General features: G+C 34.5%; 13 protein-coding genes. 6 read left to right on the forward strand and 7 right to left on the reverse strand.

The genetic code is table 11. From position 1 onward, the window contains the following. The coding region (locus SAGCYANO_RS30785; protein ID WP_202223550.1) for a hypothetical protein at positions 1–245 on the forward strand (245 nt) is incomplete at its 5' end. A 589-nt stretch (positions 246–834) separates the two neighbouring features. Here SAGCYANO_RS30785 and smpB read toward each other — a convergent pair. Continuing rightward, the gene (smpB, locus tag SAGCYANO_RS30790) at positions 835–1,275 is read right to left on the reverse strand and encodes an SsrA-binding protein SmpB (protein WP_202223582.1); all 441 of its coding nucleotides are present in this window, start codon (positions 1,273–1,275) and stop codon (positions 835–837) included. Between the two features lie 1,540 nt (positions 1,276–2,815). Continuing rightward, positions 2,816–3,592: a hypothetical protein gene (locus SAGCYANO_RS30795; protein ID WP_202223551.1), complete on the reverse strand. Its 777-nt coding sequence runs from the start codon at positions 3,590–3,592 to the stop codon at positions 2,816–2,818. Between the two features lie 114 nt (positions 3,593–3,706). Between SAGCYANO_RS30795 and SAGCYANO_RS49580 the strand changes: the two genes are divergently transcribed. Then, positions 3,707–4,015 carry a hypothetical protein gene (locus tag SAGCYANO_RS49580; RefSeq protein ID WP_307786017.1) on the forward strand — a complete coding sequence of 103 codons (309 nt, stop codon included), beginning with the start codon at positions 3,707–3,709 and terminating at the stop codon, positions 4,013–4,015. Then, positions 4,012–4,614 carry a metallophosphoesterase family protein gene (locus SAGCYANO_RS49585; RefSeq protein ID WP_375340023.1) on the forward strand — a complete coding sequence of 201 codons (603 nt, stop codon included), beginning with the start codon at positions 4,012–4,014 and terminating at the stop codon, positions 4,612–4,614. Before SAGCYANO_RS49580 ends, SAGCYANO_RS49585 begins: the two co-directional genes overlap by 4 nt. Before the next feature lie 1,934 nt (positions 4,615–6,548). Here SAGCYANO_RS49585 and SAGCYANO_RS30805 read toward each other — a convergent pair. The 3 genes from SAGCYANO_RS30805 to SAGCYANO_RS30815 all read right to left on the reverse strand — a co-directional run bounded on the left by SAGCYANO_RS30805 (position 6,549) and on the right by SAGCYANO_RS30815 (position 9,270). Further along, positions 6,549–6,878, reverse strand: coding sequence for a DUF3082 domain-containing protein (locus SAGCYANO_RS30805; protein WP_202223552.1), 330 nt, complete (start codon positions 6,876–6,878; stop codon positions 6,549–6,551). A gap of 493 nt (positions 6,879–7,371) precedes the next feature. Further along, a complete protein-coding gene (gene ispE / locus SAGCYANO_RS30810; RefSeq protein ID WP_202223553.1) occupies positions 7,372–8,316 on the reverse strand; it encodes a 4-(cytidine 5'-diphospho)-2-C-methyl-D-erythritol kinase in 945 nt (314 codons plus the stop codon). A 102-nt stretch (positions 8,317–8,418) separates the two neighbouring features. Further along, on the reverse strand, positions 8,419–9,270 hold the full coding sequence (locus tag SAGCYANO_RS30815) for an SPFH domain-containing protein (protein WP_237396869.1): 852 nt from the start codon (positions 9,268–9,270) through the stop codon (positions 8,419–8,421). Between the two features lie 374 nt (positions 9,271–9,644). Between SAGCYANO_RS30815 and SAGCYANO_RS30820 the strand changes: the two genes are divergently transcribed. Continuing rightward, the gene (locus SAGCYANO_RS30820; protein ID WP_202223583.1) at positions 9,645–10,079 is read left to right on the forward strand and encodes a hypothetical protein; all 435 of its coding nucleotides are present in this window, start codon (positions 9,645–9,647) and stop codon (positions 10,077–10,079) included. A gap of 209 nt (positions 10,080–10,288) precedes the next feature. Then, positions 10,289–10,471 (forward strand): hypothetical protein, encoded by a 183-nt coding sequence (locus tag SAGCYANO_RS30825; protein WP_202223555.1) that lies wholly within the window; start codon positions 10,289–10,291, stop codon positions 10,469–10,471. A 367-nt stretch (positions 10,472–10,838) separates the two neighbouring features. Here SAGCYANO_RS30825 and SAGCYANO_RS30830 read toward each other — a convergent pair whose 3' ends face one another. After that, positions 10,839–11,297 (reverse strand): COP23 domain-containing protein, encoded by a 459-nt coding sequence (locus tag SAGCYANO_RS30830; protein WP_202223556.1) that lies wholly within the window; start codon positions 11,295–11,297, stop codon positions 10,839–10,841. A 696-nt stretch (positions 11,298–11,993) separates the two neighbouring features. Then, a complete protein-coding gene (locus SAGCYANO_RS30835) occupies positions 11,994–12,686 on the reverse strand; it encodes a dienelactone hydrolase family protein (protein ID WP_202223557.1) in 693 nt (230 codons plus the stop codon). 1,173 nt (positions 12,687–13,859) lie between these two features. Here SAGCYANO_RS30835 and SAGCYANO_RS30845 point away from each other — a divergent pair. Then, positions 13,860–14,888, forward strand: coding sequence for a Gfo/Idh/MocA family protein (locus tag SAGCYANO_RS30845; protein WP_202223559.1), 1,029 nt, complete (start codon positions 13,860–13,862; stop codon positions 14,886–14,888). Positions 14,889–15,099: the final 211 nt, after the last annotated feature.

Genomic DNA, 15,099 nt, shown 5'->3' on the forward strand with positions numbered 1-15,099 from the left:
ATATTAGTGTGGTAAGTTCTTGTAAAGAATTTATGCAATATGAAATGGGATTTCCTAGTAATGGGCGGTGGTCTTCTAGTCAGAATGTGACTAAAACTGCTGAAGGTTGGCAGTGGCGAGGATGGGTAAATGTTGGTGGAGAAAGAAATAAGTTTGTATGTACTGTCGATCCTAATGGAGTTAGAGTCGCCACTAATTTTGAAGACTCCTATAATTATGAATATGAATATAACTATACCTACTAATATAAAATCTGGTTGAGTACTTATTATATAGTTGGGAGAGATAGGGAGATGGGGTGATGGGGAGATGGGGTGATGGGGAGATGGGGTGATGGGGTGATGGGGTGATGGGGTGATGGGGTGATTGAATATTGAAGTGTGAATAGAATAATAAACAGATACTGTATAACCGTATTCTATTTCTATATAACTAATAAGTATTATTCAATTTACCGAATAATTCAGGTTTAAAGCCTCTTCTTTAAATAATATGAAATACGTTAATGTTTACTACCAAAGATTGATAGGTAGATAGGGAGATGAGGAGATTCGTAAGTAGCACAATTTTTTGTATTTCATATAAGAAATAAAGAAAAAATCCTTTTCGTCAATCCTATACTTTTTCAGGAAAGATAATGATTAATTATTAATTGTTGAATGAGCAAACTAAAGCTTCAAATTTGCTAAGTAAGGATAAAATTGGTGACTCTAGTGCAGGATGGCGGAAATAAATGGTTACAAAATCCTAAAACAATTACAAATTAATACTTTTGAATTTTGACTTTTGAATTTTGAATTTTGAATTTTGACTTTTAACTTCCGCGTAGTGGCTCTAGTATTGCTTCATTACTCTTTGCATAGTCCGTTTATCGTCTCGTTGCTTAATAGTTTCACGCTTATCATAGAGCTTTTTACCCTGTGCCAAAGCAATATCAACTTTTACCCAACCACGCTTAAAATACATCCTCAATGGTACTAAAGTTAATCCCTGTTGTTCTACTTTACCAATCAATTTACGAATTTCTTGTTTGTGTAACAGTAGTCTCCTACTACGACGAGGTTCGTGATTGAAAAATTCTCCTGCTTTTTGATATGGAGAAATATGAACGTTCAGTAACCATGCTTCATTATTACGAATTAAGGCATAACCATCTCGTAAGTTAACCTTACCTTCCCGGATTGATTTTACCTCTGTTCCTTGTAATGCAACACCAGCTTCATAAGTTTCAAGAATATGATAATTAAATCTAGCTTGGCGATTATCACTAATTATTTTATATCCTTCACCGCTTTTTTATTCATAAAATATTCTAACTACACTTGATTTTTTATCTGTAATTTTTGATTATACTACAAAGTTATTGCTTATGGCAACAGATGAATGAAAACATCGCTATAAATAAAAAACTTTGTAAGCATTCAGCCATCAGCTATCAGCTATTAATTCATTGCCTTGAGAGCAGGAATTAGTATTAAAAAATTTAAGGATAATTATAAAGTATTGGAAAACAACTGACCTTGACCAAGAGAGTGTATATACATTATCTATGAAACAGCTATTAGCGGTCAGCTTTTAGCTGTTTGCGCAGCATGACCTAGGAAATGCTTACAAAACTTTAATAATATACTTTTATATAAATGCCTTGGTTATCAATAGCTGAATCAACTATTATAATTAAGTATTTTGCTGATAATTAAGCTATTTTAATTTAAATTGATACTATAGCTTTCCTAAATTGGTTTTGAACAAATGTTAGTTATTGCAGAAGGAAGAAGGAAGAAAGAAAAAGGAAGAAAGAAGAAGGAAAAATCTGGCGTTGTGTGAGTTTTAAGCTTTTTATCTGTCCGCGCCTTTTCCTTCGACTGCTATATCTAAATACTGAGGTTTACTTCTCTTGATATGTACTTAATGTTCATTATTCTATTTAGGATAGCTCTTTTAAATAAATAGAAAAAATCAAAAGTTTTAGGTGGGGCGGTCAGCTTTTTTCTCCTACTACCTACCACCTAATTAGGGTTTGCTGAATCAGTCTTTTGGTATGGGGTAGGAGTCAGGAGTCAGGAGTCAGGAGGAATGGGGAATTTAGAGGAGGTAGTAGGATATTTTATCCTTTGATTTTTTTGCCATAGTGAGCCTTTAATCCTAACTTTTTGGTCGCTCAAGCTAAAAAAGTTGCACTTTTTTTTGCTGTAAAAAAAACTAAAACCTTTACCTATTAATGCTTTTAGATTTAATCAGCAAGCTCTAATTAAATAAATAGAAAAAATCAAAAGTTTTAGGTGGGGCGGTCAGCTTTTTTCACCTATCACTTATCATCTACCGCCTAATTAGGGTTTGCTGAAAAAGTCTTTTGGTATGGGGTAGGAGTAAGAATTCAGGAGTCATAACTCAGGGGGAATGGGGAATTTAGAGGAGGTAGTAGGATATATTTATCCTTTGATTTTTTTGCCATAGTGAGCCTTTAATCCTAACTTTTTGGTCGCTCAAGCTGAAAAAGTTGCACTTTTTTACAACGAAAAAAAGCTAAAACTTTTACCTGTTAATGCTTTTAGATTTAATCAGCAAGCTCTAATTAAATCCAATTATGCGCCTAAAATACTAACTTTTTGAGCGTTTTAGACGTGATACAAGGCACTTTTTAAAAGCCCCAAAAAGGCACTTGTCTTTATATGTCAATGCTTTTAGATTTAATCAGCAGAGCAATAATTAAATAAAGAGAAAAAATCAAAAGTTTTAGGTAGGGCGGTCAGCTTTTTTCTCCTACTACCTACCACCTACTACCTACTACCTAAAACTTTCTTAATTCTGAAAATTATCCAGGTATTTCCAACAGCGATCGCTCTAAAACAATCATCTCAGAATTAATCACTGAACTACGAGCTATAACTCTACCTTGAAAGTTCATAACTTGTAACTTACTAAAGTCTAAATCTTGTGCTTCTTGAAACATTTGGTTAACTAATTTATCTTGTTCTTCCTCAGTTCTGTCATACCAATCATTATTCAGTTCAACAATTAATAAACTACTGGGAAAATTAACTCTTAAAGATTCAATAATTTCAGCACCATATTCATTAGTAAGGTCATCAATTTGATTTTGAATTGACACAATTAAATTTTGCTCTGGTGTCAACTTTGGAGGTGAAGCTATAATTGCTTCCACAGATTCAGGAGCTTCATCAAATGAATTTTCGGATACTTCTGGATCTACAGTAATAGGTAGAGACTCTTCCGGGGCGATCGCTTCTATTTCTTCAGCTATAGGAATATCTGCCACCTCAGTAGGAGGTTGACCAGGGGAAAAAGAAACAAAAATAATTACCAGAATGAGGACAAAAATACCAGCGATCGCCCCTGTTAATAACCCATCAGAAAGCTTCTGACTTAGGGACGCTGGTAATAAGGAACGAACTAATCCTAAAACCTGTTGTCCAAGGCCAGGTTTTGTCACTACTGATTTTTTATCAGTAGTAGATTGTTGTTCAGGTGGACTTTCCGGTGCCACAGAAGCAGTTTCTTTTGATTCTTGATAGACTGCTTCAGTTTCAGGTTGTTCTATATTTGGTTGCTGTGGTTGGTCTTCTGACATTTACTTTATACCTTTTGGACTAAACAAATCGATGGATAAAACGATAAATTAATAAAAGACAAATTTGTATTCTGGACTATAGTCCTTTTTCTACTTAATTTATTTTCTCAAACGATGAGTATTAAAGGTCGTCAATTTTTATTTTTAAGTAGTCTCAGCAGCATTAGTGTTGCTGGTATATGCAGCAAAATAGTAAAAAGTCTTAATTTTTTTACTTCTGCTAATGCACTGACATTAAACAATTCTTCCTCTGTTAAAACAAACCCTATTTTCAGATTTGTTGCTGTTGCTGATACTGGTGCAGGAGGCAAAGATCAATTTGCTGTAGCTGAAGCTATGGGGCGTTATTTTTTAAAATATCCTTTTGACTTTGTAATTCTTGGTGGCGATAATATTTATGAAGATGGAGAAATTGAAAAATAGAAGATGTTTTTGAGAAACCATATAAATCTTTACTAGAAAAAGAAGTTAAATTTTATGCCTGTTTGGGCAACCACGATATTCGTACTGAAAATGGATACTGGGAACTCAAATATCCAGGTTTTAATATGACAGGAAGATACTATACTTTTCAGTATCATCCAATTCAATTTTTTGCCTTAGATACTAATATTAATGCTGACTGGGAAACCGAATTAAAATGGTTAGAAAAAGAATTGAGTAACAGTGAAGCACCTTGGAAAATAGTCTTTGGTCATCATCAAATTTATTCTTCTGGAATGTATGGGTTAAATGAAGATTTTATTCAAACTTTAACTCCTCTATTTAAAAAATATGGAGTTCAGCTTTATATTAATGGGCATGAACATGATTATGAAAGAACTAGCTCAATTAATGGTACTACTTATTTAATTTGTGGTGCGGGTGGCAAACAACGTCTTGTAGGGAAATCAGAGTGGACTGAATATTCTACAAGTGATTTTAGTTTTGCTGCTTTTGATGTTTATAAAGACCGCATCATTGTTAAAGGTATTGATGTAAATAATCGTGTTTTTGACGAAGGTATAATTCACCTTAGTTGAAGGAAATTTTGTACTAGGCGATCATTCAAGAATTTAGAATTTAGAATGCGCGAATTTAGAATTACCTCTCCTTGAAAAGAAGAGGATTGACTAATCATGAAAATTTTTATTTATTATTCCCTTAAAAAGGGAGGCTTTCAACCCAATCTTTTGGTAATATTAAGTCAGGTAGTATCGGTATTATTAAAGTTCAGGTGAGGAAAAATGAAGAACAAAAAATAGATATTTATCAAGTTTTTAAACAAAGGATTTCAACGAACATGAAATAATACGATTTCCCGAATAATTAATTTGCAAAACCTTTCCTCTCTAAGGATAAAAAAATCTTTTAGTTAGCCATCTTAATTTTAAGCATAGTTCAACAATTAATAATTAACAATTACCTCTCCTTTAAAAGAGGAGGATTGACTAATCATGAAAATTTTTCTTTTTATCCCCTTAAAAGATGAGGCTTTCAACCACAATTTTTCGGTAATAATTCGTAAGCATTCAGCCGTCAGCTAGCCTCCTGTCGGAGGAACTGCGTTATCAGCTAGCCTCCTCCGGAGGAACTGCGGACTTCAGCTATTGCTTTTCGTGTAGCTTTAAAGCTGTATTAATTGAGCTAGAATTAATCTTACTACAAAAGTTGTTAAAGCCTATATTCATTTAAACTATGTCCTTAAAAGCAGGGTATTATTGCGCTCGAGCTGACTACTAATAGCTGTTAGCTCCGCATTCCGCAGGAAATACTTACGAAAATATAGTATAAGTTAAACGAATTTTTACTTCATTCTTTAAAAAGCTGACAGCTGACCGCTAATAGCTGAATGCTTACAATAATTCATTATTAATTTTTATATAATGTCCGGATAATTAGTGATGAAAAAACTTATCCTCTTGCTTAAACAGTAAATCTTTCTATTTTCCCTACTCCTCTACTCCCCCGCTCCCCCGCTCCCCTACTATCTTAATAATAAGTCTTCAACCGGACATGATATTAATTATCGAACAGTCTCATACTCTCTACAGGAGTCATATCAAATCCGTTTAACTCGGTATAAAAATATTCTCCATCTTCACCATTACCAAATATTTATAAGTTTTTCTATCCTGAGGACTGAGGACTGAGGACTGACTTCTACTTCAAAATATTTTACCGAATAATTAATAATTAGGGTTTGCGTATGGAAAGTCTTTTTGCTGGGGTAGGAGACAACCAACCCCTAACCCTCCCAACCCACTCCCTAACCCTCCCAACCCACCCCTAACCCCTCCCAACCCACCCCTAACTTTCTCCCAACCCACTCCTAACCCTCCCAGGAGGGGAAGACAGGAGACAGGAGACAGGAGAAATAGGAATTTAGAAGAGGTAGGAGTAAGAATTGTAAGAATGATTTTTATGCCCAACTATGCGCCTAAAATATGCTCCTTTTTGAGTGTGAAGAGCTGAAAACCAAGGTATTACAGACCCTAAAAGGCTAAAGTCTTTATATGTCAATGCTTTTAGATTTAATCAGCAAGCCCTAATTAAATAATTAAATAATTAAACAATTTAGCTTTATTAGCCTCCTTTCAAGGGGAAAAAAATAAATTTTTTCCTTATCGATCAATCCTCTACCTAAAAGGGAGAGGTAATTATCCATTATCCATTATCCATTATCCATTATCCATTAATGAAACTGATGCTACCGGATTTGATATAACATCATATCCGGTTGAATACTGATAAATAACCATAAAGGAGTCAGAATAGAAGAAAAAGGAAGACGAGAAGAAAGTTTTCGATCGCTAGACATCTGGCGGTCATTAAAAATAAAATCAATTCTTATTCATAAATTATCAATTATTTATCTCTTTTCCCAGAACCAGTGTTTTCTGTTCCCTATTTTCTGGAGATGTCTACTAATTTAAGACAGACATGATATAAATATTTATCCCCCATTTTTTACTATTCAACCTTCATTCGGAGGCATTTCCTTATTTGTAAATCGCTGAATTATAATTTGTATAGCTAAGGCAACTAAACCTAAAGTAACCATCGCACACATACAAGTAGCTAAAGCAATAACTCCCACAACTAAAGCACGAACAGCAGTTGAAATATTTACTACAAAAACGTTATCTGAAATAATAGGTTTACTAGCAAATGTTTCAGAAATAGATTTCATTAACATATAAGCAAGTGTGGCTAATCCACCAGCAATTATCGCACTAGCTAAACATTGTAAAGGATTGACATTTGAAGTGGATTTTTTATCAGATTTAGGAGTTAAATTAGTCATAGATTTTGAATAGTTGAAGTCGGGTTAACGCGCGTCAGAAGTCAGAAGTTATTTTTGTAACGGGGATTTGAACCCGCTCCAAAATTATTGCGCCTTAAAAGGCGGGGTTTTAGACCCATGTTATTTTGATAAAAATTGCTTTTAATTATGGGAATTATGGTAAAAATAAAAATTTCAGATAACAGTCTATGACTAGGCAAAATACAGAAAATAAATAGGATTTGCTGAAAAAGTCTGATGTGATGTTAGGCAACAGGAAACAGCTCATCTAGCAACAGTCTCGGCTATCTGCTACGGCCAATTTTTCGGCATTGTCAGGGAAAAATATTAGCATTTTGAGACTAATTGAGCCAACAACCTTGCACTTTTGTTAGAATAAAAAACACTGGAAGGCTGAACTGGTATTGATTACAATTTTATTCAGCAAGTCCTAATTATTAATTATTAATTATTAATTATTAATTATTCGGTTGCCTCCTGTCCTCTTCCCTCTTCAATGGGCAACAGTAATGCCACTAGAGTTAAACTGTGCTATCCAGAATTCTAGACCGGGGTCAGCCATTTGAGCTTTTACTGCTGCCTCAACTTCCTGTGCTTGAGCAAAAGATTCTGTCAAAGCAAATATAGTAGGTCCAGACCCCGACATCATAGCTCCTAAAATATTTTGGGACGCAAAAGCTTCTCTTAATTTTAATAATTGTGGATATTCTGGTAAAGCCACCTTTTCTAAATCGTTGTGCAATAGTTTTCCAATCTCTATATTGTCTTGGTGAGCGATCGCCGAAACCATTGGTCCAGAATGTACTCTTTGTATACTATTTTCCCGAGCTTCAGTATCATCAATATAAGTATGACCGAATTCTTGACGATAAGTGCGATAACTCCAAGGTGTAGAAATAGACAGATTCTTGTATTTCGCCAAAACCACATAAAGTTGGTCTAAATTTGGTAGTGGGGAGAGAACTTCGCCACGTCCAGTTGCCAATGCTGTCCCGCCACTAACACAGAAAGGAACATCTGACCCCAACTGCGCCCCCAACTCCTGCAATTCTCCCTGAGTCAAACCAAGTTCCCACATTAAATCTAATCCCACTAATACTGCTGCTGCATCTGTGGAACCTCCTGCTAAACCTGCCGCTACAGGAATCTGCTTATTTATAGTAATTTCAACACCACCGTACCTGGCAAATACATCTGGAAATTGTTTACCGAGCAAGGAAGCTGCTCGATAAGCAATATTGTCAGCATCAGCAGGAACCAGAGGATTTTCGCATCGAACCACAATAGTTTCAATTCCAATGGCACGAATATCTATTTTGTCTGCAAGACTAATGCTTTGCAAAACCATTGCTAATTCGTGATAACCATCTGGGCGATCGCCTATAATTTCCAGATACAGATTGATTTTAGCAGGAGCAATTAATGAATAGGAGCGCATTTTAGCTAGTTTAGTATTAGATATTTTAACTCGAAGGAAGTAAAGAAAAAGGTTAATTTTTTGAGCAAAATCATCTCTCGCGACTTCGAGTGAGACATGATACTAATCAGATTTTTTCAGTTTAGATGGTGAAATAGGTAGATCGTTTAGTGGAGGATAATCAGGAGAATCTCCCACTAATTCAGCTAATGCTTCAGACATCGCTTTCGGGTCCATAAATAGAACCTTAGAATTAGCACTTTCACTTAATTTCTGATTAGTTTCTAAATATCTTTGAGCAATCAGAAATTGCATAAATTCTGGACTATCTGGGCGCAAATTTAAAATTTTGGAGAGAACCTCTATAGACTCTGCTTGTCCTTGAGCTTTAGCAATAGCAGCTCTTTTTTCTCCCTCTGCTTGTTCAAGCATAGCTTTTTTCTCACTTAAAGCCACCCTTTCTGACTCCATCGCTGCTTTCACGTTTTCAGGGAAAATAATATTTTGAACTTCCACACGAATCACCTTGACACCCCAACTAGAGGTAGCTTCATCCAATTTCTTCAACAAAGCTTTATCAATTTCATCTTTTGAAGATAAAACTTCTTGAAGTGGCAAGCGACCAATTTCAGAACGCAGAGAAGTTAAAACAATATTATCAATAGCATTTTCTACGTCTTCAATTGCATAATAAGCTCTCTCCATTTCTATAATCTGCCAGTAGACTACTGCATCTACCTTCAAAGTCAAATTATCCTGAGTAATAACTGACTGAGGAGCAATATCCAAGACCCTTTCGCGGATGGTATCAACATGAGCTATTTTTTCCACTAGAGGTAAAACAAACTGAAGTCCAGGCTTCAAAGTACGCTTATACTTACCTAAGCGTTCTACTAAAGCCTCATCTCCTTCATCAATAACTTTTACAGATGAATTAACTGTATAACCAATGATTGCAGTTGCTATAAGAGCCACAAGATATTGGAGCATAATATGTTAAAAATTAGGTTAATTATTTTGATCCTAGCATTATCAATTCAAAAGTAGTCAAGTCAAAGGTTAACAATTTTCTTTTTGGCTGTTGAGATTGGGACTTAAACGAAAAATTTTAGCCCCAATCAAGTCTAAACCCTTAAAGCTATTGTTTTTTTAATGTTTAACAAATAACAGGACTTACGCAAAATATAAAATTATACACCATTTGTAGGGGCGTTACAAAGTATGCGTAAGTCCTGAAATAAGTAGAAAATCTAAAATTATTAATAATTGTCCCAATAATCACAGTTTTTGGTTTTTACTTGAATTAGTTAATTAATAATCTGAAATTTTATTCTTGAGGAGTATATATGGTGAATGCTGCAGAACAGGCCAAAAATTTTAAAGTAGCTAGTAAGATTGCTACTGTTGTAAATTTATTTAAGTCCCAGTTTGCAGATGTTAAGGTCGATCTCAAGCCCTGGATGAATGACCCAGATACTTTGGAGTTGGTTGACCCAGATTCTATAGATATTGGTTTTCATTTGCCTGGTAGAAGTCGGTCTCTGGAAAGTCGTTGTTTATTAGTGCAAATTCGTTTATATCAAGACCCCATTGAAGCTTATTCTCGTGCAATTGGAGTGGAAGTTGCTGGTTACGATCATCGTGGAGAGCAATGGAAATTATCAACGGTGGGTGGCTGGCGTTTTGTGGGAAATACCCAACCCACAACAGAATCTGCTGCCAAACTGAAATATTTCTGTCGGCAGATTTTTGAACTATTTAATAATGATGATATGGCAGCTTAATTGAGATTAGCCAAAACCTTTTGGTTCTCGATCTTGGAAAATTTTACGGGTAATCTGAACGTCTGGCTCTACTTCTATCCACAAACGCGCTCCCCCTGCCTGACTTTTGTTAGGTTTGTGGGGGTGATAAACAATTTTGCAGGGTATCGAATAATAATGAATCGAATCAGGGGAAATTTTTTCCCCGTTGTTCCCTATTTACCAAAAAATTGGGTTTAAAGCCTCCCCCTTTTAGCTATCCATTACCCACAACTTTCTTAACAGAAAAATTGACCAAAAGAAGTAATTATGTAATGGAGTATGGAGAAAAAGTAACCAGTGACTCTAGTTTAAAAACATCAGAAGAAAGAGAGCTTGAAAAAGCCTTATTTTCTAGAATTCATGTTCGATAAAAATAGAAATAAGAGGACAGCATGAGGCAATGGTTAATTAATTATATAAGTAGATAAAAAATAATTTTGCCTACCTACTCGAGCCGAATGTCAAACAAATAGTCATATCATGTCCAGTTGAACAATTTTAAATAATTAGGGAGGAGTCACTTAGTTAGGAAAAAATAGAAGAGAAAAAGGAGAAAGTAACCCTTGTATAAGATGATAAAGGCAGAAGGAAAAAATTAAGGTTGTGAGGCACAAAGGAATTATCGTGCTATTATCCGGACTTGATATTAGTTGTGCTTGATTAAGTATTCAAGCCCATTGTTTGTAGAAATTCGACGCTACATCTACATAACATTTTTTCTGCTAAATACTTATTCCTTTAATGAATAGTAATTGGTGGTAAATTTGGCTGAGGATTAGTAACTCTTCTCAATAATTCTTGTCTAGCTTGTTGAGGATTTTGACCATGAGGAACTTGATATAATAATCTACAAGAACCATCTTGAGGATTAGCAGCACAAATCATTGGCTGTCCATTTTTAGAAATACTGACAGTGATACTTCGATATCCATTTCTTTGTTGAGTAGATAAAATTCCAGATACTCTAGTACATCTGGTCAGAGCATCTTCTCCTGATTCGGTAAAATAATTATTAGAATTCCAGAGAATAATCGGAATATTTTGGCCTTGTTTAGTGGCTATTGTTGCTGGAGTTGCCCCTATTCTCCCACAGAAAAAATTAGTAGTTTGAGCTTCAGCAGAACGATTATTTATAGGAAGATTTAAAAATCCAATTATTGTGGCAGCAACAATAGAAGTAAATGATAAAATTTTCATTGATTATAATCTACATAGATAACAATACTAATATTCTATAAATCTATATATAGTTCTTGACTGTCAGTAATGGCATTTAAGCAAAATTTTTTTTTAGTATACCTGGGAAATTCTGGAAGTTCTGATTATCAGTGATTCTTGTGTAGTTATCATTTCTAATTAATAAATTACTTGCTTTGCTTATATTGCTTATTCAATTTATTATCTGCCTTAACTTCGGTTCAGGAAAACCTTCCTAATAATGGCAGTCAATCAACCAGATATAATTTGGAATAATCAATTTATCAAACAGGATTGGGTCGCGCAACCCTGCCTTAAAAGGCGAAATATTTTTGGAGAGTTGCTCAAATCCCCTACTTCCCCTCCCCTCCACGGTCGGGGAGGGGTTAGGGTGGGTTGACTTCTGACTTCTGACTTCGTTAATGGGAGTGGGTTAAAAAATAGTGATTCACTGTCAAACTAAAAACTTAATCAGTAAGCATTCAGCTATTAACTATTAGCTGTTAGCTGTCAGCTCTCATAAGGAGGTTTAAATGAATATAGAGTGTTTCAGCCAGTTTTGATAGTAAGTATAAATTCTGGCTCAATTAGTAAAGCTTTTATCTAAAACTAAAAACAATAGCTGAAGTCCGCAGTTCCGACCACAGGAGGCTAGCTGACGGCTGTTTACGCAGCATTCCGTAGGAAATGCTTACCTTAGTCAAGATATTTTTGGAAAAATTCCATAGTGCGACTTTGGGCAAGATTAGTAGTTTCTAAGTTATAGTCTTTTCCTTCTATCCGAGCAAAGCCATGATTAACATTTGGATAAGAATGTATTGTTATTAAAGGATAATTACTCAATTCAATTTTTAGTTGAGACTGAATTTCTGGAGAAACATATTCATCTTTTTCAGCAAGATGAAGCATTAATGGATTTTGAATATTAGCCGCTTCATCAAGATTTTTTTCAATGCCAACTCCATAATAACTAACGTTACATTCTGCTTGGGAACGAGTAGCCATTAAATAAGCGAGTTTTCCTCCTAAACAAAAACCTACACTGCCAATTTTGCCAGTACATTCTGGTAATTCTTTGAGAGTTTTCATTGTAGAAATTAAATCATCAACTCCTTGATTTTCATCAAAATTTTGGTAAAGTTCAAATGCTTTTTGCCAGTCACTCTCAGATTTATCAGTAAGTTCGATATCTGCTTCTTGGCGCCAAAATAAATCAGGGACTATTGCCACATAACCTGCTTGAGCATATTCATCAGCTATATTACGCATTACTTCATTAACTCCAAAAATTTCTTGGATAATTATTAATCCAGGAGCAGGTGTAGAAGTAGGTGTTTTTAAGTAAGCGGAAAAAGTCTCGCCGTTATTAGTGGGAATTTTAATTTTCATCTTGCTTAATTGATTTGATATTGCCGTTATATTTATAGGTTACTTTAACATTAGTTAGTCAATTTAGTTAGTCTCTTGAAATAGAAACTGTGGGCTTGGGCAACCCCTGCAATAGGGAAGCTTTGAAGATGCAGAATTTTCTTTTCTCTCGATAATTTTGGTAAAAATATTATGTAGTCCTATAGATGTAATGATCAAACTTCTATAAGGCGATATAGTTGTCGCACTTGCTCCACCTTTCATGCAGGTTCATTTCATTCGTAAGCAAACAGCTATTAACTGTCAGCTAGCCTCCTGTGGAGGAACTCTGTTAACAGCAATAAGACTCTCTCTTATGGGACAGTGTTTAAATTAAAAACTGACTTTAAGGGTAAGGGAGTCAACTTTTGTAGTAAAACAATTAAATATTGCTTTTATCCTAAACTAAAAGCAATAGTTGATAGCTGATAGCTGACGGCTGAATGCTTACTTTCATTCTAGATTTTGACAATGAATTTATTGATTTTCAGGCAGCGAAAGATAAATTTCCTCCAGCTTGAAATAACGTGGTTTAGTCAATACATAAAATGGCACAGTTTAGAATGAAATAGCTCTGCCTTTCATGGCTGCCTAAAAGTAAGCATTCCGCAGGAAATGCTTACGCCTAAAAGATATTTATAGTAAGTGCTTGATAATTTTCGGAGATGTCTATTTTGGGCATACTCTTGTTACACTAATTATTTCAGCTAAACTAATTTTTTCACTTTTATAATCTATCAATTATTCTCTTGGTTTAATCACTATACCAGTCGAACCAAAGGTTAAGAAAATTCAAAAGTTTAACACTCAGACAACGTAAAATTTTTCCTTCTTCCTTCTTCCTTCTTTCTTCTTCCTTTTCCTTTTATTCAAAAATATATTTACAATCCAAACGTAAATGCTATATATCTGAGAAATATCAAAGAGAAATATCAAAGAGTAATATCTATTTCTTAGTTGAGATTTTTGATTCCAGAAAAAATTTAACTTATTTAAGCTATTATTATTCAACTATTGAGTTAAATTGGATAAAAATTATCCATAATAAAATTAGAAAGATATTTAAGAATGGACTTCTCAAAAAAACTTGACAAAAGTTATAAGTTTTGTTACAAAAATTTTAAAAATTAATATACTTTAAGAGGATTTTAGATTGTGAAAGTAGCGATTGTTGGTTTTGGATTTAATGCAGAGAAAGCCCATGTACCAGTATACAGAGAGCGTTCTGATATTCATCTCACAGCAGTAGTAGATCCAGTAACATCTAGGCGTGCAGCAGCGCTTCGACAATATGCAGATATCCGAGTTTATGAACAATTTAGCGATCTATTAGAAGAATATTCTAGTGAAATAGACGTAATAGATATTTGTTTACCTAATACTTTTCATGTAGAAAGTATTAAACAAGCATTAGCAGCAGATAAGCACGTCTTATGTGAAAAGCCATTAGTTTTAAATAAAGCTGAGTATTATGAATTAATCAATATAGCAAATGAACGAAAACGTATTTTATATCCATGTCATAGTTATAAATTTGCTCCTTCAATAGTTCATGCTGCCTACTTAATTAATTCAGGTGAAATAGGAACACCTTTATTTGCGTCATTTAATATATTTGGTGTAGGTTTTCAACCAGGTGTACGGGGAAAAGATAAAGAACTATCTGGTGGTGGTATTATGATAGACCATGGTTTAGATGCGATTTCTGTTGCTCAAACTTTATTTGGTGGCTTCCCTCAACGTATATCTGCACATACTAGAAGTTTCAATGAAACAAATAATCAACTTGAAGATGTAGCTGTTTTTTGTTTAGATTGGGAGAGCAAATTAATCAACATTAGTGTCAGTTCTTTAGGGTCTATTCCAAAAGCTTATTACAGAATTCAGGGAACAGAGGGAGAAATTAGCATTGAGAATAATGATGTGTTTTTAAGCGTTAAAGATAAACCAGTTCAGCACATTTTTGTACCTACATATTTTGACGATCCTGGTCATACTAATTGGTTTAATGGATTGATTGAGAATTTTCTAGATTGCGCTAATAATCCAAATACTGAACCATTCTCTTTGATGGAAGCTGGTTTAGTTCTAGAGATAGCTGAAAAAGCTAGTCATTCTAGTAATAATGGAGGTAGTTGGATGGGAATAGAATTTACTACTAAGTCATTACAAATGATTGGTTAATTTATGACTAGGTTCTGTTGCTTGCTAGAGCTTAAAAACATAGATTAAATCTAGTGAGGGCGTTAGCGGAGCTTGGCGTTAGCCAATGCCATTTCCTAAGGTCATGCTCCGCAAACGCCCCTACATATGGGGTTTTCAAGGGAGTTGCATGGGTAAGTCCTGATAAATATGATATGGCAATCCTAAATTATTCGTAATAATTTGACTATTC

It is taken from the genome of Okeania sp. KiyG1 (assembly GCF_014132355.1).
Classification (GTDB): Bacteria; Cyanobacteriota; Cyanobacteriia; order Cyanobacteriales; family Microcoleaceae; genus Okeania.